This window comes from Saccharopolyspora taberi (assembly GCF_039534165.1).
Taxonomy (GTDB): domain Bacteria; phylum Actinomycetota; class Actinomycetes; order Mycobacteriales; family Pseudonocardiaceae; genus Saccharopolyspora_D; species Saccharopolyspora_D taberi.
On the sequence record NZ_BAAAUX010000010.1, the window covers coordinates 125573 to 148490 of the forward strand.

The 22918-nt window shown below is 70.8% G+C and carries 20 protein-coding genes and 1 riboswitch; of the genes, 14 read left to right on the forward strand and 6 right to left on the reverse strand.

From position 1 onward, the window contains the following. The first annotated feature begins 126 nt into the window (after positions 1 to 126). Both ABD691_RS08910 and ABD691_RS08915 read left to right on the forward strand, forming a co-directional pair. A complete protein-coding gene (locus ABD691_RS08910) occupies positions 127 to 1020 on the forward strand; it encodes an ABC transporter ATP-binding protein (protein ID WP_344679028.1) in 894 nt (297 codons plus the stop codon). Then, the gene (locus tag ABD691_RS08915; protein ID WP_344679029.1) at positions 1017 to 1727 is read left to right on the forward strand and encodes an ABC transporter permease; all 711 of its coding nucleotides are present in this window, start codon (positions 1017 to 1019) and stop codon (positions 1725 to 1727) included. Before ABD691_RS08910 ends, ABD691_RS08915 begins: the two co-directional genes overlap by 4 nt. Before the next feature lie 36 nt (positions 1728 to 1763). Here the strand turns inward: ABD691_RS08915 and ABD691_RS08920 are convergent, their stop codons facing one another. Continuing rightward, a complete protein-coding gene (locus ABD691_RS08920; protein ID WP_425565025.1) occupies positions 1764 to 3341 on the reverse strand; it encodes a dolichyl-phosphate-mannose--protein mannosyltransferase in 1578 nt (525 codons plus the stop codon). Positions 3342 to 3364: 23 nt separating this feature from the next. On the opposite strand from ABD691_RS08920, the gene rsmI reads away from it, so the two are divergent. Then, the gene (gene rsmI / locus ABD691_RS08925; RefSeq protein WP_344679030.1) at positions 3365 to 4207 is read left to right on the forward strand and encodes a 16S rRNA (cytidine(1402)-2'-O)-methyltransferase; all 843 of its coding nucleotides are present in this window, start codon (positions 3365 to 3367) and stop codon (positions 4205 to 4207) included. Positions 4208 to 4843: 636 nt separating this feature from the next. On the opposite strand, the gene ABD691_RS08930 is transcribed toward rsmI, so the two are convergent. Further along, positions 4844 to 6094, reverse strand: a complete 1251-nt coding sequence (locus ABD691_RS08930) for an aminodeoxychorismate synthase component I (RefSeq protein WP_344679031.1) — start codon at positions 6092 to 6094, stop codon at positions 4844 to 4846. A gap of 38 nt (positions 6095 to 6132) precedes the next feature. Between ABD691_RS08930 and ABD691_RS08935 the strand changes: the two genes are divergently transcribed. After that, on the forward strand, positions 6133 to 7149 hold the full coding sequence (locus tag ABD691_RS08935) for a glycoside hydrolase family 183 protein (protein WP_344679032.1): 1017 nt from the start codon (positions 6133 to 6135) through the stop codon (positions 7147 to 7149). 322 nt (positions 7150 to 7471) lie between these two features. Here the strand turns inward: ABD691_RS08935 and ABD691_RS08940 are convergent, their stop codons facing one another. The 3 genes from ABD691_RS08940 to ABD691_RS08950 all read right to left on the reverse strand — a co-directional run bounded on the left by ABD691_RS08940 (position 7472) and on the right by ABD691_RS08950 (position 9779). After that, positions 7472 to 8200 carry an ABC transporter permease gene (locus ABD691_RS08940; RefSeq protein ID WP_344679033.1) on the reverse strand — a complete coding sequence of 243 codons (729 nt, stop codon included), beginning with the start codon at positions 8198 to 8200 and terminating at the stop codon, positions 7472 to 7474. After that, the gene (locus ABD691_RS08945) at positions 8190 to 9122 is read right to left on the reverse strand and encodes an ATP-binding cassette domain-containing protein (protein WP_344679034.1); all 933 of its coding nucleotides are present in this window, start codon (positions 9120 to 9122) and stop codon (positions 8190 to 8192) included. The genes ABD691_RS08940 and ABD691_RS08945 overlap by 11 nt, the downstream gene beginning before the upstream one ends. 69 nt (positions 9123 to 9191) lie before the next feature. Further along, entirely contained in the window at positions 9192 to 9779 is a 588-nt protein-coding gene (locus ABD691_RS08950) for a PadR family transcriptional regulator (protein ID WP_344679036.1), read from the reverse strand. Between the two features lie 65 nt (positions 9780 to 9844). Between ABD691_RS08950 and metG the strand changes: the two genes are divergently transcribed. From metG to ABD691_RS09000, 10 genes are all read left to right on the forward strand, one after another. Continuing rightward, positions 9845 to 11638 carry a methionine--tRNA ligase gene (gene metG / locus ABD691_RS08955; protein ID WP_344679037.1) on the forward strand — a complete coding sequence of 598 codons (1794 nt, stop codon included), beginning with the start codon at positions 9845 to 9847 and terminating at the stop codon, positions 11636 to 11638. 212 nt (positions 11639 to 11850) lie between these two features. Beyond that, positions 11851 to 12693, forward strand: a complete 843-nt coding sequence (locus tag ABD691_RS08960) for a TatD family hydrolase (protein WP_344679038.1) — start codon at positions 11851 to 11853, stop codon at positions 12691 to 12693. Positions 12694 to 13185: 492 nt separating this feature from the next. Then, complete coding sequence (locus tag ABD691_RS08965; RefSeq protein ID WP_344679039.1) at positions 13186 to 14676, forward strand: resuscitation-promoting factor; 1491 nt, start codon at positions 13186 to 13188, stop codon at positions 14674 to 14676. 99 nt (positions 14677 to 14775) lie between these two features. Next, entirely contained in the window at positions 14776 to 15672 is an 897-nt protein-coding gene (gene rsmA / locus ABD691_RS08970) for a 16S rRNA (adenine(1518)-N(6)/adenine(1519)-N(6))-dimethyltransferase RsmA (RefSeq protein ID WP_425565027.1), read from the forward strand. 172 nt (positions 15673 to 15844) lie between these two features. Next, a riboswitch (SAM riboswitch) is annotated at positions 15845 to 15933 on the forward strand. A 4-nt stretch (positions 15934 to 15937) separates the two neighbouring features. Then, positions 15938 to 16090, forward strand: a complete 153-nt coding sequence (locus ABD691_RS08975; protein WP_344679040.1) for a hypothetical protein — start codon at positions 15938 to 15940, stop codon at positions 16088 to 16090. Positions 16091 to 16193: 103 nt separating this feature from the next. Beyond that, positions 16194 to 17213, forward strand: a complete 1020-nt coding sequence (locus ABD691_RS08980) for a methionine ABC transporter ATP-binding protein (protein ID WP_344679041.1) — start codon at positions 16194 to 16196, stop codon at positions 17211 to 17213. Beyond that, complete coding sequence (locus ABD691_RS08985) at positions 17210 to 17896, forward strand: methionine ABC transporter permease (RefSeq protein ID WP_344679042.1); 687 nt, start codon at positions 17210 to 17212, stop codon at positions 17894 to 17896. Before ABD691_RS08980 ends, ABD691_RS08985 begins: the two co-directional genes overlap by 4 nt. A 37-nt stretch (positions 17897 to 17933) precedes the next feature. Next, positions 17934 to 18740, forward strand: coding sequence for a MetQ/NlpA family ABC transporter substrate-binding protein (locus ABD691_RS08990; protein ID WP_344679043.1), 807 nt, complete (start codon positions 17934 to 17936; stop codon positions 18738 to 18740). Between the two features lie 132 nt (positions 18741 to 18872). Next, complete coding sequence (locus ABD691_RS08995; protein ID WP_344679044.1) at positions 18873 to 19829, forward strand: 4-(cytidine 5'-diphospho)-2-C-methyl-D-erythritol kinase; 957 nt, start codon at positions 18873 to 18875, stop codon at positions 19827 to 19829. A 135-nt stretch (positions 19830 to 19964) separates the two neighbouring features. Beyond that, positions 19965 to 21746: an ABC-F family ATP-binding cassette domain-containing protein gene (locus ABD691_RS09000; protein WP_344679045.1), complete on the forward strand. Its 1782-nt coding sequence runs from the start codon at positions 19965 to 19967 to the stop codon at positions 21744 to 21746. Between the two features lie 95 nt (positions 21747 to 21841). Here ABD691_RS09000 and ABD691_RS09005 read toward each other — a convergent pair whose 3' ends face one another. Next, positions 21842 to 22759: a LysR family transcriptional regulator gene (locus tag ABD691_RS09005; RefSeq protein ID WP_344679046.1), complete on the reverse strand. Its 918-nt coding sequence runs from the start codon at positions 22757 to 22759 to the stop codon at positions 21842 to 21844. Positions 22760 to 22918: the final 159 nt, after the last annotated feature.

Consider the following 22918-nt stretch of genomic DNA (forward strand, 5'->3'; position numbering starts at 1 on the left):
ACAGCATGGTCGATCATCGGCGGGGTGTCTGCTGACGGGCCTCACCGGTCGCGATGACATCCGTCATCGATGCTGCTGACGGTTCGCTCTACCGGCGGGGACGCTGCCCGGGCGAGGCTTGCGGGCATGACAGCACCAGTGATCGCGGTGAGCGGGCTGCGCTGCCGCTACGGCGAGTTCGAGGCGGTGCGCGGCATCGACTTCGAAGTGGGCCCGGGCGAGCTGTTCGCGCTGCTCGGCACCAACGGCGCGGGCAAGACGACGACGATGGAGACGGTGGAGGGGCACCGCAGGCCGGCAGCGGGCTCGGTGCGGGTGTTCGGCCGGGATCCGTGGCAGGACCGCGCGCAGGTGCGCGGCCGGGTCGGGATCATGTTGCAGCGCAGCGGTTTCGCCGGTGACCTCACGGTCGCCGAGACGGTCGGGCTGTGGCGGTCGATGGTCCGCCGCCCGGCACCGGCGGATCAGGCGCTGGAGCTGCTCGACCTGGCACGGCGGCGCGACGTCGCGGTCAAGCAGCTCTCCGGCGGCGAGCAGCGCAGGCTCGACCTGGTGCTCGCCGTGCTCGGCCGACCCGAGCTGCTGTTCCTCGACGAGCCGACGACCGGGCTCGACCCCGAGTCGCGCCGCGCCACCTGGGAGGTCGTGCGCGGGCTGCTCGCCGAGGGCACCTCGGTTCTGCTGACCACGCACTACCTGGAGGAGGCCGAGCGGCTGGCGCACCGGCTGGCGATCATGCACGACGGCCGGATCGCGGTCTCGGGCTCGCTGGTCGACGTGCTCGCCAGCGAGCAGGCGCGGATCGACTTCGTGCTCGACCGGCCGGTCGAGCTGCCCCGGCTGACCGGCGAGGTCCGCGGTGCCGACGGCAGGGTGCGGGTGCGGACCCGGGAGCTCCAGCGCGATCTGCACGTCCTCCTGGACTGGGCCGGGGACAACGGCGTCCGCCTGTCGGGGCTGCGGGCCCGGCACGCGTCGCTCGACGACATCTTCCACTCCGTGCGCGAGGGGGTCCGATGAGTTCACCGCTGATGGCCGTGGGCATGGCCGAGTGCAAGCTGTTGCTGCGCAACAGGATGGTGGCCTTCAGCGCCACGGTGCTGCCGCTGGCGATGGGCGTCTACCTCGGGTTCGTCCGCCCGCCGGACGGATCGTGGGGCATGTTCCTCGCCCTCCAGCTGATGGTGGTGCTCGGGTTCACCGTGTACTTCACCACCAGCACCGCGCTGACCAGCCGCCGCGAGGACCTGTACCTGAAGCGGTTGTGCAGCGCCGAGCCCGGGCGGCTGGTCGTGCTGTCGGGACTGCTCGTGCCGGTGGTGCTGCTCGGGGTCGTGCAGTCGGCCGTGATGCTCGGGATCGCTGCCGCCTTCGGGGCGCCGGTCGGCGGAGTCGGCCTGCTGCTGGTGGCCGTCGCCGTGATCGGCGGGCTCGTGCTGTGCCTGGCGGCCGGGATCGCGACCAGCGGTCGCACGTCCACACCGGAGCAGGCGCAGATCACCACGCTGCCGTTCTTCATCGTCCTGTTCGGCGGGGCGGTGTGGGGATCGCTGAGCAGCGCGTGGCATCCGCTGCTCATCCCCGGCGGTGCCGTGGGCGACCTGGTCGAACGGGCGCTGAGCGGGGAGCTCGGCGGGGCCGGTCCCGCGCTGGTGGCGCTGGTGGCGTGGGTGGTCGTCGCCGGTTTCGCGGCCCGGCAGTGGTTCCGGTGGGAGCCGCGGGGCTGACGTCGGACGCCGAGCTGCCCGCTGGGGGTGGGCAGCTCAGCGCCAGGAAGGCAGCCAGAGCTCGGCCTGCCAGCGCTCATGCGTGATCGGCTCGCCGTTGAGCACCGGCCACAGCCACACGAAGTTCGCCACCACCAGGCCGACGTAGAGCGCGACCACGAGCAGTCCGGTCTTGCGCCGTTCGAGGTGGTCCCGCGCCGAGCCCAGGATCTCGCCCAGCACCAGCACGATCCCCAGCATCAGGAACGGCGCCAGCGGGGTCGCGTAGAAGTAGTACATCTGCCGGTCGAGGTTGACGAACCACGGCAGGTAGCCCGCGCCGTAGCCGACCAGCACCGCGGCGTAGCGCCAGTCCATCCCGCTGGCCGCGCGCCACACCGCCCAGCCCGCGACCGGCAGCGCGAGCCACCACATCGCCGGGGTGCCGATCAGCATCGTCGCCTCGACGCAGCTCTGCCTGCCGCAGCCGGGCATGCCGGTCTCGTACTGGTAGAGCATCGGGCGCATGCCCATCGGCCAGGCCCACGGCTTGGACTCCCAGGGGTGCGGGTCGTTGGCCGGGGTCGACAGGTGGGTGTGGAAGTCCAGCACGTTGAGCTGGTAGTAGATCAGCGACCGCAGCGGGTCCGGCAGGAACGCCAGGCCCACGTCGTCGGAGACGATCGCGGCGTGCCGGTCGGTCGCGGTCTCGCTGGCGAACCAGTTCGCCCAGGTCGCGAAGTACACCAGCAGCGGGATCGCGACCAGCGACCACAGCGCGGGCGCGGTGTCGCGCACCAGCGCGCCCACCCACGGCCGCCGCACCCCGGCAGACCGCCGGGCCAGCGCGTCCCAGGCCACGCTGAGCAGGCCGAACGCCATGATGTAGTAGATGCCGTTCCACTTGACCCCGCAGGTCAGGCCCAGCGACAGCCCGGCGGCGAACCGCCACCAGCGGAAGCCCAGCCGGGGCCCGAACACCGAGTCGCCGATCCGGCCGTCGGCGAACACCAGCGACATCCGCTGCCGCACCTGGTCGCGGTCGGCCAGCAGGCACGCGAAGGCGGCCAGGATGAACAGGGCCTGGAACACGTCGAGCATGCCGACCCGGGACTGCACGTGGCTGAGGCCGTCGCAGATCAGCAGGATCCCGGCGAGCGCGCCGAGCAGCGTCGAGCGGGTCATCCGCCGGGCGATCCGCACGACCAGGACCACCATGATCGTCCCGGCGAGCGCGGCGCTGACCCGCCAGCCGAGCGGGGTGTAGCCGAACAGCCACTCGCCGATCGCGATCAGCTGCTTGCCGACCGGCGGGTGCGCGACCAGCTCGTAGCCGGGGTTGTCCTCGTAACCGCCGTTGCGCAGCATCTGCCACGCCTGCGGCACGTAGTGCTTCTCGTCGAAGACCGGGGTGCCCTTGTTCGTGGCGTGGCCCAGGTTCCAGAACCGGACCAGCCCGGCGAGCAGCGCGATCACGGCCGTGACCAGCCAGCCGCGGAGCCGGTCGGTGGGCATCGACACGCTGAGCAGGTGCCGCGGATCGCCCTCGCCCGGCGAGCGCGCGGGCGGCGTCCGGCCGACCTGGACCAGCTCGTCGGTGGTCCGGCCACCGGAGTTCGGTACGAGGACAGTCACACCCAGATCGTAGGGTTGAGCTCATGGACCTCGTCGCCGGATCGGGCACCCTGCTGCTGGCCGCCACGCCGCTCGGGGATGCCCGGGATGCTTCCGCCCGGCTCACCGACGCCCTCGCCTCGGCCGACGTGGTGGCGGCCGAGGACACCAGGCGGGTGCGCGCGCTGGCGACGGCGCTGGGCGTAACCCCGGCGGGAAAGGTCGTCAGCTACTACGAGGTGGTCGAGTCGTCCCGCACGCCGATGCTCCTCGACGCGCTGCGCGAGGGACGGAACGTGCTGCTCGTCACCGACGCGGGGATGCCGAGCGTGTCCGACCCGGGCTACCGGCTGGTGTCGGCGTGCGTAGCGGAAGGACTGCCGGTCACCTGCCTGCCGGGCCCGTCGGCGGTGACGACGGCGCTGGCGGTGTCCGGCCTGCCGTCGGACCGGTTCTGCTTCGAGGGCTTCCCGCCCCGCAAGCAGGGAGAACGCCGCCGCTGGCTGGGAAGGCTGGTCGCCGAACAGCGAACGTGCGTGTTCTTCGAAGCCCCGCACCGCCTCGCCGACACCCTCGCGGACGCGGCGGAGCTGCTGGGCGACCGACCCGCGGCGGTGTGCCGAGAACTGACCAAGACCTACGAGGAAATCCGCAGGGGAGGACTGGCCGAACTCGCGGAGTGGGCAGCCGAAGGTGTGCGCGGGGAGATCACGGTGGTGGTCGGCGGAGCCGAGGTGCAGTCGACGGACCCAGCGGAACTGGTCGCCCAGGTGGAGGAGCGCGCCGCAGGCGGCGTCCGGCTGAAGGACGCCGTGGCGGAGGTCGCGGAGATGGCCGGAGTGCGCAAGAAGGAGCTGTACGACGCAGTCCTGTCCGCCCGCAGGTGAGGACGGACAGCGCTTTCGCGTAGCGGTACGGACCGACACGCAACCCACCCAACGCACCCAGCAAATGCCCCCACCTACAGAGGCGGGGTAGAAGCCCCCACCTACAAGGGAGGGGTTTGGTTCTCATCCCGTCGACCTGGCGCCAGCCCGATCAGGCCGTGTCAAGGGGGCACCAACGCACAAACCGCAGCGCCCAAGCAAAACGGCCCCCTTGACGCGGTCTGATAGCCCTCCGTGGAGGTCGACGGGATGAGAACCACCCCAACCGAACCGCAGCGAACCGCCCCCACTCATCCCGGAGACCTGCCGGGGGCCTGGGGGCGGCGAGCGCCCCAGAACCACGAGCTCAAAAGAATCCGAACCGGCAGAGCCGCTTCGGTCCCGGAGACCTGCCGGGGGCCTGGGGGCGGCGAGCGCCCCAGAACCACGAGCTCAAAAGAACCCGAACCGGCAAAGCCGCTTCGGTCCCGGAGACCTGCCAGGGGTCTGGGGCCGGCGAGGACCCCAGAAACCACGAGCCCAACAGAATCCGAACCGGCAAAGCCGCTTCGGTCCCGGAGACCTGCCGGGGGCCCGGGATCGGCGAGAGCCCCGGAAACCACCCACAAAACCGCACCCCCCAGCGAAAGACCCCCCTCACCCCCCCAAGAGCGACAAAACAGGAGCGGCCTTGGTCAAGCACTCCTGCCACTCCCGCTCAGGATCGGAATCGGCGGTGATCCCACCACCGATGCCCAACCGCAGCATCCCGCCAGCGAGCTCCAGCGTCCGGATCGCGACGTTGAGCTCCAGCCCCGCGACAGGAGAGACCATCCCGACGGCGCCGCAGTACACCTCCCGCGGAGCGCTCTCCAGCTCCGCGATGACCTCCAGCGCCCGCACCTTCGGCGCGCCGGTCACCGACGCGGGCGGGAACGCCGCCGCGAGCAACCGCGAGTTCGGCAGGTCGGCGGGGACCTCGGCGCGCACGTCCGAGACCAGGTGCCACACGCCGGGATGCGGCTGCACGTCCAGCAGCTTCGGGACCGTGACCCGGCCGGTCTCGGCGACCCGGCCGAGGTCGTTGCGGGCCATGTCGACGATCATCACGTTCTCGGCGACGTCCTTCTCGGACGACCGGAGCCGCTCGGCGTTCCCGTCGTCCTGCGGGCCGCGCCGGGGCAGCGTGCCCTTGATCGGGCTGGAGTGCACGATCCGGCCGTGCCGGGCCAGGAACAGCTCCGGCGACAGCGACGCGACCGCGCCCCAGTCGCCCGCGACGTAGGCGGCCCGGGCGGGCCGGAACCGCTCGCTGCCGAGTGCGAAGACCTCCACCAGGTCGCCGGTGAACGGCAGCGCGAACCGGGTGCAGATGTTGGCCTGGAAGATCTCGCCCGCCGCGATCTCCTCGACGCACCCCTGGACCGCCTTGCGGTACAGGTCGGCGTCCGGGCGCCGCACCTGGCCGGACCACCACGGCCACTCCGGCCGGTCGTCGGCTGCCACCAGCTCGGCCAGTTCCGCGACCAGGTCGGAGGAAGCGGGGACCAGCGACTCGAACCACCAGCGGCCGTCGGAGTCCCGGCGCAGCACGTGGTCGGTCCAGCCCCAGGCCGCGTCCGGCAGCCGCCGCGGCTGCGGGTGGGTGCCCGGATCGGTCCGGCCGTAGCCGAGGTACCCGATCCAGCCGCCGCCCACCTCCGGGCCGCAGCCCGGCTCGACGTCCACCGGCGGCTCGGCGGTCGGCCGCACGGCGACCGAAGGCGCGAGCACCGCGCCGCCGCCGAACCAGTCGCCGGTCAGTGCCGCGGGCGCGGGCAGGCCGCGCCGCCGGGCGCGCGCCGCGAGCCGGCGCAGCACGTCCTCGGCGGAGGAACGACCATCGACCGGACGGGTGAAAACTCGCACGTGGCCAGTATGACCAGCTCACTCGTACGGTGGAGGACATGGTGCGGGTGACCGGGGTGACGAGGATCGGCCGCAGCACCGGCGAGGAGTCGCCCAACCGGACGGCGAGCAGGTTCGGCATCACCGCCACCGACCTCGGCATCCTGTGGGACGACGGTCGCGGCGGGGTGCTCGCCGCGTTCGGCGACACCTACGGTGCGGGGTGGGGCGGCCACGGAGCGGGCCCGCACAGCGCCGACTGGCGCTTCAACGTGCTGGCCAGGTCGACCAACACCGATCTCGACGCGGGTCTGCGGTTCGACTCGGTCCTCCAGCGCGAGGACGGCACGGCGGCCCAGTTCGTCCCCCCGGACCGGCGCGCCCGCGAGCACACGGTGATCCCGACGTCGGGCATCGCGGTCGACGGCCGCAACTACCTGCACTACATGTCGGTCCTGCGCTGGGGAATGCCGGGCGTCTGGCACACGAACTACGCCGGGATCGCCCACTCCGACGACGGCGGCCAGACCTGGACGAAGTCGGGCAAGGCGGTCTGGCCGAACCGCCGCCAGCGCTGGACGAGCCGCTTCCGCCGCCGGGACCAGGGCGGCCACCCGTTCCAGATGGTCGGCTTCGCCGGGGTCGTGGACGGACGGGTGCACCTGCTCGGCACCCCCAGCGGCAGGTTCGGCCCGGCACGACTGGCGCGCAGCGCCGACCTGCTCGACCCGTCGGAGTACGAGTACTGGACGGGAGAGCGCTGGGGCCGCGACCCGTTCGCCGCGGCGGAGGTCCTGACCGCACCGGTCGCGGAACTGTCGGTGCAGTACAACCACCACTTCGGCTGCTGGTTCGCGATCCACCTCGACGAGCACCGCGCCGCGATCGTGCTGCGCACAGCGGACCAGCTGACCGGCCCGTGGACACCGGGCGAGGTACTCGTCTCGGGCGCCGACTACCCGGCCCTGTACGGCGGCTTCCAGCACCCGTGGGCAGCGGACCGCCCGGCGGTCTACTTCACGATGACCCAGTGGGCCCCGTACAACGTCGACTTCTTCAGAGCCGACCTGGAATAGCAGCCAAACCGCCCAACCAACGCGCCCAGCGGCAAAGAAGTCCCCACCTACAAGGGCGGGGTTTGGTTCTCATCCCGTCGACCTGGCGCAGCCCGATCAGGCCGTGTCAAGGGGGCACAGACAAGAAAACCGCAGCGGCCAAGCAATAAGGCCCCCTTGACGCGGTCTGATAGCCCTCCGTGGAGGTCGACGGGATGAGAACCACCCCAACCGAACCGCAGCGGACCGCCCCATCTCATCCCGGAGACCTGCCGGGGGTCCGGGGTCGGCGAGAGCCCCGGAAACCACCCACGCAACGGAACCCGAACCGGCAAACCCCAAATCACCCCCGCCGAAAAACCCAAACCCCCACCCCGAGCACCCCGAAAGCCAAACCCCCGGAAACCCCGACCCCGACGAACACGACAAAAGACACCTCCCCGGAGAACAGCGCCCGCTCGGCATCGACGACGTAAGTCATCGGATTCACCCGCGAAAGCGCCCGCAACCACTCCGGCCCGACGTCCATCGGGATCAGGAACCCGGACAGCAGCAGCAACGGCATCGACAGGCTCTGCACGACCGGCGCGAACTCGTACTCGTTGGTGAGCCGCAGCGCGAGCAGGTACGAACCGCCCGCCAGCGCCGCGCTCAGCAGACCCAGCAGCACCAGCCCCAACAGCACGGACAAAAACGACACCGGCATCCCGAACGCCACGGCGGCGAGGACGATCAGCACCACCGCCTGGACCAGGACCACGACGGTGTCGCGCAGGACTCGCCCGGTCAGCAGCGCACTCCGGCTCAGCGGGCTCACCCGCATCCGGTCCAGCACCCCGGACCGCTGGTCCGGGATCAGCGCGAACCCGGCGAAGCCCGCGCCGAACATCGCCAGCATCACCAGCACCCCGGGCAGGAACGACTCCCAGGACGCACCACCGGAGCCGACCAGCAGCGGGCCGAACAGCACGAGGTGGACCACCGGCTGCACCAGCCCGATCGCCAGCACGAGCGGGTTGCGCAGGGTCGGCACGATCGCGTGCCGGAACACTAGCCAGACGTCACGCGGCATCGGCGGCCTCCATGCGGTGTCCGGTGAGCTGGAGGAACACGTCGTCCAGGCTGGGCCGCCGCACCCGCAGCGAGGTCAGCCGGGACGGCTCGACGACTCGCAGCAGCGCCGCCAGCGCCTCGTCGCCGCGGTCGGTGCGGAACCGCACCCCGTCGGCGTCGAACCGGACGTCCCGCGCCTGCGGCAGCCCGCGCACGGCGGTCGCGGCCGTCTCGGGGTCGGAGCAGGAGAACAGCACCAGGTCGCCCGAAACCCGCTGCTTGAGCTCGTCCGGCGTGCCGGTCGCGACGATCCGGCCGTTGTCGATCACCAGCAGCCGGTCGCACAGCACGTCGGCTTCGTCGAGGTAGTGCGTGCTGAGCAGGACCGTAATGCCGTGCTCCGCGCGCAGCTCGCGGATCAGCTCCCACAGGCCAGCGCGGCTCTGCGGGTCGAGCCCGGTGCTCGGTTCGTCGAGGAAGAGCAGGCGCGGCGTGTGGGCCAGGCCCAGCGCGATGTCGAGCCTGCGGCGCTGGCCGCCCGACAGCGCGGCGACCGGCCGCCGGTCCAGGCCGTCGAGACCGAGCGCGCCGAGCAGTTCGGCGCAGCGGGCGCGGGCCCGCGCGGCCGACAGGCCGTGGAACCGGGCCTGCATGCGGATCTCGTCGCCGACCTCGCGATCCGCTCCGGCCGACCCGCTCTGCGGGACGTGGCCGATCCGGCGGCGGACGCCGACGGGATCGGTCCGCAGGTCGCACCCGGCGACGGTGGCTTCGCCCGCGGTCGGCGGCAGCAGCGTGGTCAGCATGCGGATGGTCGTGGTCTTGCCCGCGCCGTTCGGGCCGAGGAACCCGACGAGTTCCCCCTCGGTGATGTCGATGTCGAGCTCGCGGACGGCGTCGACATCGCGGAAGCGGCGGCTCAGGCCGCGTGCGTGGATCACGGAACCCCTTTCATCAATTTTGACTACTCGGCGAGCATGCTGGATCCGCCACCATCTAGTCAACTTTGATTAGTCGTCCGCGAGCCGGTACTCGCCCGCCTCCAGGCGTTCGACCAGCTCGTCGATCCACCGCAGGTCGCCCTCGATCGAGACCGCCCACAGCCGGAACAGCTCGCGCACGTGCGCCGGCTTGCCCATCTCGTCGTTGCCCTCGACGAGGTGTTCGGTGGTGCTCAGCGCCGCCCGCGACCTGACCCGCCGGTGCCGGAGCAGGTCGATCAGCTCCTTGCGCCGCAGGAACGGCAGGAACGGGATCGCCGCGCTGACCGCGATCCCGCAGTCCGGGTCGAGCAGCGTCCGGCGCAGCAGGGTGTCCAGCTCGGTCTCGCCGTCCGGGGTGAGCCGGTAGGTGGTCCGCTCCGGCCCCGCCGCGCCCGGCTCCGACTCGTCAGCGGCCAGCAGCCCGTCCGCGGTCAGCCTGCGCAGCGCGTTGTAGATCGAACCCGGGCGGACGTTGGCCCACTTGTCCGCCGACCACGACAGCAGCTCCCGGCGCACCTGGTAGCCGTGCGCCCGGCCGTGCATCCGCACCACGCCGAGCACCAGCAGTTTCGTCGCCGAAGGCCGGCTCGCGGTACCGGACGCCGACTCCGCCATCGTTCCTCCGCGCACAACGAGAACCCGTTCGAAACCGAACGCCCACCATACGTAGGCTATGGAACATGAGTGCCTCTGTGCTGACCGCTGTGGCCTGGCCATACGCCAACGGTCCGCGGCACATCGGCCATGTCTCCGGCTTCGGTGTGCCCTCGGACGTCTTCTCGCGCTACCAGCGAATGTCGGGCAACCGGGTCCTGATGGTCTCCGGTACCGACGAGCACGGCACCCCGATCTCGGTCCAGGCCGACAAGGAGGGCCTGACCACCCGCGAGCTCGCCGACAAGTACAACCGGGTGATCACCGAGGACCTCCAGGGGCTCGGCCTGTCCTACGACCTGTTCACCCGCACCACCACCGGCAACCACTACGAGGTGGTGCAGCAGATCTTCCTGGCGCTGCACCGCAACGGCTACATCGTGCCGAAGACGACCACCGGCGCGATCAGCCCGTCCACCGGCCGGACGCTGCCGGACCGCTACATCGAGGGCACCTGCCCGATCTGCGGCTACGACGGCGCCCGCGGCGACCAGTGCGACAACTGCGGCAACCAGCTGGACCCGGCCGAGCTGATCAACCCGGTCTCCCGGATCAACGGCGAGAAGCCGCGGTTCGTCGAGACCGAGCACCTGTTCCTGGACCTCTCGGCGTTCACCGAGTCGCTGGGCAAGTGGCTGTCCACCCGCACCGGCTGGCGGTCCAACGTGCTGAAGTTCACCCAGAACCTGGTCGAGGACATGCGCCCCAGGGCGATCAGCCGCGACCTGGACTGGGGCGTGCCGATCCCGCTGGACGGCTGGCGCGACCAGTCGATGAAGCGGCTCTACGTCTGGTTCGACGCCGTGATCGGCTACTTCTCGGCCAGCGTGGAGTGGGCCCGCCGCACCGGCGACCCGGACGCCTGGAAGCAGTTCTGGACCGACCCGTCGGCCCAGGGCTACTACTTCATGGGCAAGGACAACATCACCTTCCACGCCCAGATCTGGCCCGCGCTGCTGATGGGCCACAACGGCCAGGGCGACAAGGGCGGCGAGGTCGGCCCGTACGGCACGCTGAACCTGCCGGACGAGATCGTCTCCAGCGAGTTCCTCACCATGAGCGGCTCGAAGTTCTCGACCTCCCGCGGCACCGTGATCTACGTGCGGGACTTCCTGCGCGAGTTCGGCCCGGACACCCTGCGCTACTTCATCTCGGTGGCGGGCCCCGAGAACCAGGACACCGACTTCACCTGGGACGAGTTCGTCCGCCGCACCAACTTCGAACTCGCCAACGAGTGGGGCAACCTGGTCAACCGCTCGGTGTCGATGGCCGCCAAGAACAACGGCGCGGTGCCGGCCCCGACCACCCCGAAGGCCGCGGACGAGGAGCTGAAGTCCTTGTCCCGCAACGCTTTCGAGACCGTCGGCGGTCACCTCCAGCGGTCCCGGTTCAAGCTCGCGGCGCAGGAGGCCATGCGGGTCGTCTCGGCGGCCAACAAGTACCTGTCCGACCAGGAGCCGTGGAAGCTCAAGGACGACCCGGACCGCCGGGACGCCGTGCTGCACACCGCGCTCCAGGTCGTCTCGGACGCCAACACGCTGCTCACCCCGTTCCTGCCGCACTCGGCGCAGAAGGTGCACGAGCTGCTCGGCGGGACCGGCGTGTGGTCGGCGCAGCCGGAGCTGCGGGAGGTCGACGACCTCGACGTCCCGGAGCGGCAGTACCCGGTGCTGATGGGCGAGTACGCGGCCGAGCAGGCGAGCTGGGAGTCGAGGGAGATCGAGGTCGGACGGCCGCTGAAGAAGCCGACGCCGCTGTTCGCCAAGCTCGACGCCTCGCTCGGCGAGACCGGCCCGGAATGGGCACCGATCGAGAGCTGACGCGGATCGTGCAGCTGGGCACTCCCGGACCGTCCGGGAGTGCCCTGTTTCTTGTGGAGGACTGATGGGCCATGCTTTCCGACGGCTCATCAAGGCCGACCGGGTGCGGGTGTCCCGCACCGGCGCTTTGGAGGACTGATGGGCCATGCTTTTCGACGGCTCATCGAGGCCGACCGGGTGCGGGTGTCCCGCACCGGCACTGTGGAGGGTTGATGAGCAAGCGGGACAAGAAGCGGGAGCTGCCGCCGGTTCCGGAGGCGCTGCCAGCCTCCGCGGTCGACGCGCACACCCACCTCGACGCCTGCGGTGCGTCGACGGCCGAGCAGGTCCGTGCGGTCGTGGACCGCGCCGAGGCCGCCGGGGTCGGCCGCGTGGTGACCGTCGCCGACGACATCGCCGCCGCGCGCTGGGCCGTCGAAGCGTCCACTTGGGACGATCGGGTTTTCGCCGCCGTGGCGCTGCATCCCACCCGCACCAAGGACTTCGGCGACGCCGACCGCGAGGTGCTGGAGGAGCTGTCGCGGCACCCGCGCGTGGTGGCGGTCGGGGAGACCGGGCTGGACTACTACTGGGACTACTCGCCGCCGGAGCCACAGCAGGAGGCGTTCCGCTGGCACATCGACCTCGCCAAGCGGGTGGGCAAGCCGCTGATGATCCACGACCGCGACGCGCACGCCGACATCCTCCGCATCCTCAAAGAAGAAGGAGCGCCGGAGACGGTCGTGTTCCACTGCTTCTCCGGTGACGCGGACTTCGCGCGCGCGTGCGTGGAAGAGGGTTACGTGCTGTCCTTCGCGGGCACCGCGACCTTCCGCAACGCGCACGCGCTGCGCGAGGCAGCCGCGCTGGTCCCGTCCGAGCAGATGCTCGTCGAGACCGACGCGCCATTCCTGACGCCGCACCCGTTCCGCGGTCGCCCCAACGAGCCGTACTGCGTCAACTACACGTTGCGAGACCTGGCCGAGCTCCGCGGGGTTGATCTGGAAGAGCTCGTCCTGGCCACCGCGCGCACGGCCGAACGGACCTTCCGGCTGCGGCAGGTGGCCCCGAACTGACCGAACCGGACGAGACTGTGCGGGTGTGACATAGCGCAAAAAGACACGCAGGGCGACGAAACTTGCCCGAACCGTGCGGGAACTCTGCGCCATTTGGCCCAATCAAATGACATCCATGCGGGCCAGCGTGCCGAAATCCGGTTACGGACAGCGTCGAGTTGCGCGGCAAATCGGCGTAACGCAGGTCACAGCGATCATCCGGGTTCTTGGCACCTTGCACAGATCACGCTAGAGTCTCGGCCTCGTAACCGATGACAATGCAGTCATGGGAAACACCCGCTAGTCGCCGCCGGTGTTCGTCGGGGAAGCCGGGTTCGCGGACCTTCGAGGGTCAGCGGACGGGCTAGGACGGCGCTTGGCTACGGGAGTCGGACGCACAACGAAGCACGAAGGTTACGTGCCCGCGAGGGATGAACGGAGTTCGAGGCAGATGAGCTCGACCACCGTCCCGTCGCCGGCGCACGACTTCCGCCTTCCGGAGGTAACGACCCTGTGAACGGACGCGGCACGCCCGGTGCGCATACCGGTTACTCCGGTAATCGCGACGCCTACTGGGCCGATTCCTTCGACGCATCAACGGACTGGTTCACCCCGGTGCGCGATGACGCACCGACCGCGGTCGGTCTGCTCGACCGCCCCGCGGAGCGGTACCCGGCCGGTGACCACCCGAGCTTCCCGCCGGGTGCGCTCGAGATCACCCCGCAGGACATCTTCGAGGCGCTCGGCCCGCAGGCCGAGGACATGCTCGCCACCGCCGAGATCGACGTCGACGAGGTCATCCGCCTCATCAACGCCGAGACCACGGTGCTGCCGCCGCTGGTCCTGCCGGAGACCGAATCCGAGACCGACGGCCCGGACGGTCCGCCGCCGGAGGTCGTCGAGGCGATCAGCTCGTGGAAGCGCAACTTCCTCAAGGGCGCCGTCGCCGCGGTCGTGCTGACCATGACGGGCACCGGTGCCGCCGCCGCCGCGATGGACAAGTCCGTCACGGTCGAGGTGGACGGCCAGGAGCGCTCGGTCACCACCTGGGACGACACCGTCGGCGAGGTGCTGGAGGACGCGGGCATCCAGGTCGGCGCGCACGACGCGCTGAGCCCGTCCCCGCAGTCCAAGATCAGCCACGGCGACACCATCACCCTCGACCGCGGCAGGCTGCTCAAGCTCACCGTCGACGGCGAGCAGCGCGAGGAGTGGGTCCGGTCGGTGACCGTCGACCAGGCGCTGCGCCAGCTCGGCGTGCCCGCCGACGGCGCGTGGCTGTCGGCCAGCCGCGCGATGGCCGTGCCCGAGCAGGGCATGGACCTGGTCGTCAAGACCAGCAAGGAGATCACCGTCCGCGACGGTGGCGGCGAGCCGCGCAAGCTCAGCACGACCGCGGTCACGGTCGACGAGCTGATCGGCGAGCAGCAGCTCAACCTCGGGCCGGAAGACCACATCACGCCCGGTGGCGACCAGAAGATCACCAGCGGTTCCGAGATCAGCATCACCCGGAACGGCAACACGGTGGTCAACGTGACCACCCCGATCCCCCCGCCCGTCGAGGAGATCGTGGACAACACGATGTTCAAGGGCGAGGAGAAGGTCGAGAAGCCGGGCGTGCCCGGCGAGAAGATCGTCTTCACCCGGGTCACCACCCGCAACGGCGAGGAGACCGGCCGCGAGGCGGTCGGCGAGAAGATCATCAAGCCCGCCGAGCCCAAGGTCGTCCGCGTCGGCGGCAAGCAGCCGCCGGACAGCGGCGTGTGGGACAAGCTGGTGCAGTGCGAGGCGACCGGCAACTGGGCGATGAACTCGGGCAACGGCTACTACGGCGGCCTGCAGTTCGACAAGTCCACCTGGGACGCCTACGGCGGTGACCAGTACGCCGCGTACCCGCACCAGGCCAGCCGGGAGCAGCAGATCGCGGTCGCGACCAAGGTCCGCGACTCGCGCGGCGGCTACGGCGCCTGGCCGCACTGTTCGGCCAAGCTCGGCCTGGACTGACCCGCACCGCGCGGAGACCGCCACTCCCGGGCGGCGGTTTCCGCGCGGATGCCGAGGGTGCGGTGACCCGTGCGGCCGAGCGCGGGTACTTTTCCTGACGTGGACGAGCAGCCTGAGAACCCCGTCGACCGATCCGCCGCGAACGCGCGGCTGCTCGGACCGGCCGACGTGCGCAGGCTCGCCGGTGAGCTGGGCATCAGGCCGACCAAGAAGCTCGGCCAGAACTTCGTGCACGACCCGAACACGGTCCGCCGCATCGTCGACACCGCTTCGCTGACCGCCGACGACGTCGTCCTGGAGGTCGGCCCCGGCCTCGGCTCGCTCACGCTCGCCCTGCTGCCGGTCGCCGCGGGCGTCACCGTCGTCGAGATCGACCCGGTGCTCGCCGACCGGCTGCCCCGCACCGCCGCCGAGTTCGCCCCGGACCTGGCCGACCGGCTGCGCGTGATCGGCGCCGACGCCCTGCGGGTGCGGGCCGACGCCTTCGCCGACCGGCCGCCGACCGCGCTGGTGGCGAACCTGCCCTACAACGTCGCGGTGCCGGTCGTGCTGCACCTGCTGGCGGAACTGCCGAGCCTGCGGCACGGCCTGGTGATGGTGCAGTCCGAAGTGGCCGACCGGATGGCGGCCCGGCCCGGCAGCCGCGTCTACGGCGTGCCCAGCGCGAAGGCGGCGTGGTTCGCCGACGTGCGGCGGGCCGGACCGGTGCCGCGCAACGTGTTCTGGCCGGTGCCCAATGTGGACTCCGGGCTGGTCGCGTTCGACCGGGTCGAGCCGCCGTCGGAGATGTCCAGGGAGGACGTCTTCCGGGTGGTGGACGCGGCTTTCGCGCAGCGGCGCAAGACGTTGCGCGCCGCGCTGTCCGGTTGGGCCGGTTCGGCCGCGCGCTCCGAGGAGATCCTGCGGGCTGCCGGGATCGACCCCGCCGCGCGCGGGGAGCAGCTGGAGATCACCGCTTTCGCGCGTATCGCGGAGGCTTCCCGGACCGTCGGGTAACACACGTTCGGCGGTAGGTGAGACGTGGTGATCTTGCTACGCAGAGTCACGCCAACGTCTGATCAGGGCTGAAAATTCCCGCTCGTCCGAGCGTGTGATGTACCAAACGATTTCGGAAAGTGACCGGTATCAACTTGCGTCGGATTCGGCCAGTGGGGTCTACTATTCGGGAAATCCATCCCGAGCGGCCGAGAGACCTGGCTCCCAGACGCCGCAGCAACCACCCGGACGGGCAGGTGCTAACGCCAGGACCGATGGAGTTGTGGTGTCGAAAGTTCTGGTACGCAGCCCGCACGCGCAAGAGGCGCCGTCCTGGCCCGGCCGCGCGAGCCTCGGTTACCCCGAGCTGCTGCTGACCCAACGCCGCGTCATCGACCACGGGCGGCGGACGACGACCGGCTGTCGTCGCGAGATGTGACTCCCCGAAGTCCTTCCTGACCCGTTACCAACCTTTCCGGCCGTGCAGGCGCCCGCTGCTGCGGGGTGCCCGCGGACCGATGTGAGCTGATGCGGAGCCGATCGTGATCACAGTCGAGAACCTCACCAAGTCCTTCCAGCACAACCAGAACAACGTCGTCGCGCTCAACGGTGTGTCGATGGAGGTGCCCGCGGGAGCCGTGTGCGGTGTGGTCGGCCCCAGCGGCGCCGGTAAGTCCACCCTGGCCCGTTGCATCGCGCTGCTGGAGAAGCCCGACAGCGGCGCCATCCGGGTCGACGGCACCGACCTCGTCTCCCTCGGCGGCAAGGCGCTGCGCGCCGCCCGCAGGCAGATCGGCGTTGTGCCGCAAGGTGATTCGCTGCTGCGCCAGCGCACCGCGGCGGGCAACGTCGCGCTGCCGCTGGAGGCGGCGGGGATGGCGGGCCCGCAGCGCCGCAGCCGGGTGGGCGAACTGCTCGACCTCGTCGGCCTGACCGACAAGGCGTCGATGTACCCCGACCAGCTCTCCGGCGGCCAGCGGCAGCGGATCGCGGTCGCCCGCGCGCTGGCGGCCAAGCCGTCGGTGCTGCTGGCCGACGAGCCGACCTCGGCGCTCGACCCCGCCACCACCGACTCGGTGCTGACCGTCCTGGACCGGGCGCGTTCGGAGCTGGGCGTCACGGTGCTCGTGGTCACCCACGACATGGCCGTGGTCCGCCGCATCGCCGACGACGTCGCGGTGCTGGAGGACGGCAAGGTCGTCGAGCACGGCAAGGTCCTCGACCTGGTCGCCGAACCGGGCAGCCGGATCAGCTCCACGCTGCTGCCCGAGACCAACCAGGCCGCGTCGCTGAAGCCGTCGGCGACCGGTCACGACGTCGTCGCCGAGGTGGTCCTGGTCGGCTTCGCCGCGGTCGGCGCGCTGCTGCCGGAGGCGTCCAGCCGGTTCGGAGTCGAACTGTCCATCCTGGGCGGTGGGCTGACCCGGCTCGGCGAGACGCCGGTGGCGAAGTTCCGGGTCGGGCTCAGCGGCGAGCGGTCGGAGTCGGCCCTGAAGTGGATGATCGAGCACGACGCGCACGTGCGTCGTGCACCCGTGTGTGTTGACGGAGCTGCTGCGTGAGTGATGCGACCCCCTGGCCGGAGGTCCTGGAAATTCTCGGTGAGGCGACCGGGCAAACGCTCTACATGGTGCTGATCTCGACCCTGCTGGCGGTGGTCGGAGGACTGCCGCTCGGGGTGCTGCTGCACCTGTCCTCGCCGAACGGGCTGAACCCGAGGCCGGCGCTGTACCGCATCCTCGGCGTGGTCGTCGACGTGGTGCGATCCATCCCGTTCGTCGTCCTGCTCGTCGTGCTCGCCTCGTTCACCCGGCTGCTGATCGGAACCTCGATCGGCAGCTCCGCGGTGATCGTGCCGCTGACGATCGGCGCCGTGCCGTTCTTCGCCAGGCTGACCCAGAACGCGCTCCGCGAGGTGAGCTTCACCGTCGTGGAGGCCGCGATCACCACCGGGTCCAGCCGCCTGCGCATCGTGTGGACGGTGCTGCTGGGCGAGGCGCGGGCGGCGCTGGTCGGCGCGGTCGGCGTGACGGCGGTGGCGCTGATCGGCTACGCCGCGATGGCCGGTGCCATCGGCGGCGGTGGTCTCGGCACCACCGCCATCCAGGACGGCTACCAGGGATACGACGACCGGATCCTGTACGGCTCCGTGGTCGTCCTCGGCGTGCTCGCGTTCGCCATGCAGCTGATCACCGACATCGCGGCGAAGGTCGTCGACCGGCGCCGCTCCGCGAACATCTCCTGACCCCCGGTCCTGGAGCCAAGAAAGGACAACCGATCCGATGCGTGTTCGTCTTGCCGGCCTGGTGGCCGTCTCCGCCTTCGCCCTGGCCGCCTGCGGCGGGGGCAGCGCCTCCGACGACCCGAACGCCCCGCTCTCGGTCGCGGTGAGCCCGCAGCCGCACGGCGAGATCCTGGAGTACGTGGACCGGGAGCTGGCCCCCAAGGCAGGCATCGACCTCGAGATCACGAAGTTCGACGACTACAACCGGCCGAACGAGGCCGTCGCCAACGGCGAGATCGACGCCAACTACTTCCAGCACATCCCTTACCTGGACGAGTACAAGTCCAAGCGCGGCGGTGAGTTCAGCTGGGTCGCCCCGGTGCACCTGGAGCCGCTGGCGATCTACTCCAAGCAGGTCAAGTCGGTGCAGGAGCTGCCGAACGGGGCCACGGTCACGCTGTCCAACGACCCGGCCAACCAGTTCCGCGGCCTGAAGCTGCTGGAGGCCAACGGCGCGATCAAGCTCAAGCCGGAGGCGGCGGTCGGCACCCGGCTGGAGGCCGCGATCGCGGAGAACCCGAAGGGTCTCCAGTTCAAGGACCTGTCCCCGGACCAGCTCCCGCGCTCGGTCGACGACGCCGCGGCGGCGGTCGTCAACGGCAACTACGCGATCAAGGCCAACCTCAAGGACCCGATCGCGGTCGAGAGCGCGGAGAACAACCCGTACGCCAACGGCCTGGTGACCAGCCCGAAGCTGGCCGAGGACCCGCGGATCAAGAAGCTCGCCGAGCTGCTGAAGTCCCCCGAGGTCAAGGACTACATCAACAAGACCTACGGCGGCGTGGGCGTGATCCCCGCTTCCTGACGGTCTGGTCAGAGGTCAGGACCCGCGCGTCCTCCGGTGGCCCGGAGGGCGCGCGGGCCTTTTCTTCAGGTCCGTGTCCAGGGAACTCGGCGGGCGACTCGCCGGTACACGTACGCTTTAAGGGTGCTCTCCGTGGTACCAACCCCCATCACCGTCCGAGTCCCGGCGAAGGTGAACCTGCACCTGTCGGTCGGCGACACCCGCGAGGACGGCTACCACGAGCTGGTCACCGTCTTCCAGGCGCTGTCGATGACCGACGAGGTCACCGTCCACATCGCCGACGAGCCCGGCATCGAGGTGCGCGGTGAAGGGGCGGACTCGGTACCGACCGGTCCCAGCAACCTCGCCTGGAAGGCGGTGCGGGCGCTGGCCGAGCGCTGCGGCCGGGATCCGGAGGAGCCCGGGGTGCGGGTGTCGATCAGCAAGGGCATCCCGGTCGCGGGCGGGATGGCGGGCGGCAGCGCCGACGCCGCCGCCGCGCTGCTCGCGCTGAACCACCTCTGGCGGCTGGAGATGGGCCGCGACGAGCTCGCCGAGATCGCGGCGGGCATCGGCAGCGACGTCCCGTTCGCGCTCCAGGGCGGCACGGCGCTGGGCACCGGCCGCGGCGAGCAGCTGATCCCGGTGCTGGCGCGGCACACCTTCCACTGGGTGATCGCCCTCGACCGCCGCGGCCTGGAGACGCCGGGCGTGTTCCGCGAACTGGACCGGCTGCGCGAGGAGTCCGGCCCCGGCCGGGTCGGCGAGGTCGAACCGGTGCTGGAGGCGCTGGCCTCGGGCGACCCCAGGCAGCTCGCACTGCTGCTGGGCAACGATCTTCAGGCGGCTGCGGTGTCCCTGCGCCCGGGCCTGCGCCGCACCCTGCGCGCGGGCGTCCAGGCGGGAGCGCTCGCGGGCATCGTGTCCGGTTCCGGACCGACCTGCGCCTTCCTGTGCACCGACGCGGACTCGGCGGTGCGGGTCGCGGCGGAACTGTCCGGCGCCGGCGTGTGCCGCACTGTCCGGGTCGCGCAGGGACCGGTGCCCGGCGCCCGAGTCGTCGGAGACGATCGCGCGGATCGGCCTACGCCGCCGCAAGTGCATGCTTGAAGCCCCCGATTGGCTTGAAGCCCCCGATGGGGCTTCAAGTGGCGCGCAAGCGCCATCCGGCCCCGGCCGGATTCAGGATTTGAAACTGTGGTCTCAAATCCCTGCTCGACATGAACGAGGAGCGACGAACACCCGATGGTCAACCTGATCAACCTGGAATCGGTGCGCAAGAGCTACGGCGTGCGCCCCCTGCTGGACGGGGTCTCGCTGGGCGTCGGAGCCGCTGACCGGATCGGGGTGGTCGGGCTCAACGGCGGTGGCAAGACGACGCTGCTGGAGGTGCTGTCCGGCACCGAGCAGCCCGACGACGGCCGGGTCAGCCACACCCGTGACCTGCGGATGGCCGTGGTCACCCAGCGCACCGAGCTGCCGGAGGGCTCCACGGTGCGCAACGCCGTGCTCGACCCGCACGGCTTCGCCGCCGAGCACGAGTGGGCCGCCGACGCCAAGGTGCGGTCGGTGCTGACCGGGCTGGGCATCACCAGCCTCGGCCTGGACGCCCCGGTCGAGGGCTTCTCCGGTGGCGAGCGGCGCCGGGTCGCGCTGGCCGCGGCCCTGGTCCGCGAGCTGGACCTGCTGGTGCTCGACGAGCCCACCAACCACCTCGACGTCGAAGGCGTGCGCTGGCTGGCCGAGCACCTGCTGCAGCGGCGCTGCGCGCTGGTGGTCGTCACGCACGACCGCTGGTTCCTGGACGCGGTCTGCAACCGCACCTGGGAGGTCGTGCAGGGCAAGGTCGAGCAGTACGAGGGCGGTTACGCCGACTGGGTCTTCGCCCGCGCCGAGCGCGCCCGGCTCGCGCAGCAGGCCGAGGAGAAGCGGCAGAACCTCGCCCGCAAGGAACTCGCGTGGCTCCAGCGAGGTGCGAAGGCCCGGACCTCCAAGCCGCGCTACCGGGTCGAGGCCGCCGAGGCGCTGATCTCCGACGTGCCGCCGCCGCGCGACTCGGTCGAACTGCTGGCGTTCGCCAAGCGCCGCCTCGGCAAGACCGTGCTGGAGCTGGAGAACGTCGACCTGCGCATCGCCGACCGGACCCTGCTGGAGGACGTGACCTGGCGGATCGGGCCGGGCGACCGGGTCGGGCTGGTCGGGGTGAACGGGTCCGGCAAGACCACGCTGCTGCGGCTGCTGGCCGGGGACCGCGGCCCGGACGGCGGCAGGCGGATCGAGGGCAAGACGGTCCGGCTCGCGCACCTGACGCAGGAACTGCACGACCTGCCCGGCAACTGGCGCGTGCTGGAGGCGATCGAGGACGTCGCCGAGCGCGTGACGCTGGGCAAGTACGAGCTTTCCGCCTCGCAGCTGGGCGAGCGCTTCGGCTTCGGCAAGGGCAGGCAGTGGACCCCGGTCGGCGACCTGTCCGGCGGCGAGCGCAGGCGGCTCCAGCTCGCGCGGCTGCTGATGGCCGAGCCGAACGTGCTCGTGCTCGACGAGCCCACCAACGACCTCGACATCGACACCCTCCAGCAGCTGGAGGACCTGCTCGACACCTGGCCCGGCACGCTGATCGTGGTCTCGCACGACCGGTACCTCGTCGAGCGGGTGTGCGACAGCGTGTTCGCGCTGTTCGGCGACGGTCGGCTCACCCACCTGCCCGGCGGCATCGAGGAGTACCTCCAGCGCAGGCAGTCGCTGCTGGCCGGATCGGATGAAAGCCTCGGCAAACAGGCCACCGACGCGCCGAAGCCCACGGGCCTGTCCGGCGCCGAGGAGCGGGCCGCGCGCAAGGAGCTGAGCAAGCTCGAACGGCAGCTCGACAAGCTGGGTGCCCGCGAGGAGCAGCTGCACGTCAAGCTCGCCGAGGCCGCGACCGAGCCCGACCGCCTCCAGCAGCTCAACGCCGACCTGCGCGCGGTCGAGCAGGACAAGGAGGAGATCGAGCTGCGCTGGATGGAACTGGCCGACCAGCTGGACTGAGATTCGCGCGAATTCGTTCATCGGTCGTCCTGCGATTCGGTCTCCGATGAGCCGTCATCAATTCCGGGCCGCGCGAGAATTGGTTTCCCGGGGGCTCACCATTGAGCCGCTTCGCTCAGGAGCCGCTCCTGCACGAGGGTGACGTGGCGACGCGCCGGTGCTCCGGTGCGGTGGGCGAGGAAACCCGTGTTGATGGGCGGCTCGGCGGGTTCGAGCAGGGGAATCAGCCTGCCGGAATCGATTTCGGCCGCGCACAGGTAGCGAGGCAGCACCGTGATCCCGGCACCGGCCGCGACAGCGGACTGCACGCCACGCAGGTCGGGGACGACAACGGCGGCATGCGTGGTCAGGCGAGTGCCGAAGACGTGCCTCCAGTAGCGCCGGGCGATGGGCAGGTCGTCGGCGTAGGTGATCAGCGGGACGCCGTGCAGCCCTCCGGGATCGCTCGGGCAGACGGTGCCGATGCGTTCGGCCCAGCAGGGAGCGGCCACGAGCACGAACTCCTCGTCCATGAGCGGGATGGCGGTGATGGTGCGCCCACGCGGCCGGATGGCGGAGATGACCAGGTCGAGCTGACCGGCTCGCAGCCGTTCGAGCAGGTCGTCGGCGAGTCCCGTGGTGACCCGCAGCCGCAGTCCCTGGTCCACGAGCGGTGCGAGGGAGGGCAGGGCGCGTTCGCACAGCAGCTCGGCAGGCCCTCCCAGGTGCACCGGCTCGGCGGGTTCGGCGGTGGCGGAACGGCCCCGCTCGGCGACCGTGGCCAGCTCGTCCAGCGGCCCCGCCACTTCGGCGGCGAGCTCGTGGGCGACCGCCGTGGGGGACACGCCGCGGGCGAGCCGGTCGAAGAGCCTGCGCCCCAACCGCTGTTCCAGCGCGCGCACCTGGCTGGTGACGGTCGGCTGGGACAGGGCCAGCAGCCGGGCGGCGGCGGTGAACGACCCGGTGCGGTGCACGGCCAGGAACGTCCGCAGCAGTCCGAGATCTATTGGTCGCCGCTCCGGCAGCGGTTCCACCGCGCCGCGATTCGAATCTGATCCATCGGACTTTCTATCGATCATAATGGCATGCCTATTGGTTCGGGTGGTGCCGGTCGGATTATTGTCTTGGCTGCGAACCGCAGGTGTTCGTGAAAAGAAAGCGGGGAAATGGCAGAGATCCTGTTCGTCATGACC

Excerpts from the sequence above, each read along its gene's own strand:
- ABD691_RS09000 (WP_344679045.1), top strand. The coding sequence starts at position 19,965 with ATGGTCAACCTGATCAACCTGGAATCGGTGCGCAAGAGCTACGGCGTG.
- ABD691_RS08915 (WP_344679029.1), top strand. The coding sequence starts at position 1,017 with ATGAGTTCACCGCTGATGGCCGTGGGCATGGCCGAGTGCAAGCTGTTG.
- ABD691_RS08950 (WP_344679036.1), bottom strand. The coding sequence starts at position 9,779 with ATGGCGGAGTCGGCGTCCGGTACCGCGAGCCGGCCTTCGGCGACGAAA.
- ABD691_RS08960 (WP_344679038.1), top strand. The coding sequence starts at position 11,851 with ATGAGCAAGCGGGACAAGAAGCGGGAGCTGCCGCCGGTTCCGGAGGCG.
- rsmI (WP_344679030.1), top strand. The coding sequence starts at position 3,365 with ATGGACCTCGTCGCCGGATCGGGCACCCTGCTGCTGGCCGCCACGCCG.
- ABD691_RS08940 (WP_344679033.1), bottom strand. The coding sequence starts at position 8,200 with ATGCCGCGTGACGTCTGGCTAGTGTTCCGGCACGCGATCGTGCCGACC.
- ABD691_RS08990 (WP_344679043.1), top strand. The coding sequence starts at position 17,934 with ATGCGTGTTCGTCTTGCCGGCCTGGTGGCCGTCTCCGCCTTCGCCCTG.
- ABD691_RS08935 (WP_344679032.1), top strand. The coding sequence starts at position 6,133 with ATGGTGCGGGTGACCGGGGTGACGAGGATCGGCCGCAGCACCGGCGAG.
- metG (WP_344679037.1), top strand. The coding sequence starts at position 9,845 with ATGAGTGCCTCTGTGCTGACCGCTGTGGCCTGGCCATACGCCAACGGT.
- ABD691_RS08910 (WP_344679028.1), top strand. The coding sequence starts at position 127 with ATGACAGCACCAGTGATCGCGGTGAGCGGGCTGCGCTGCCGCTACGGC.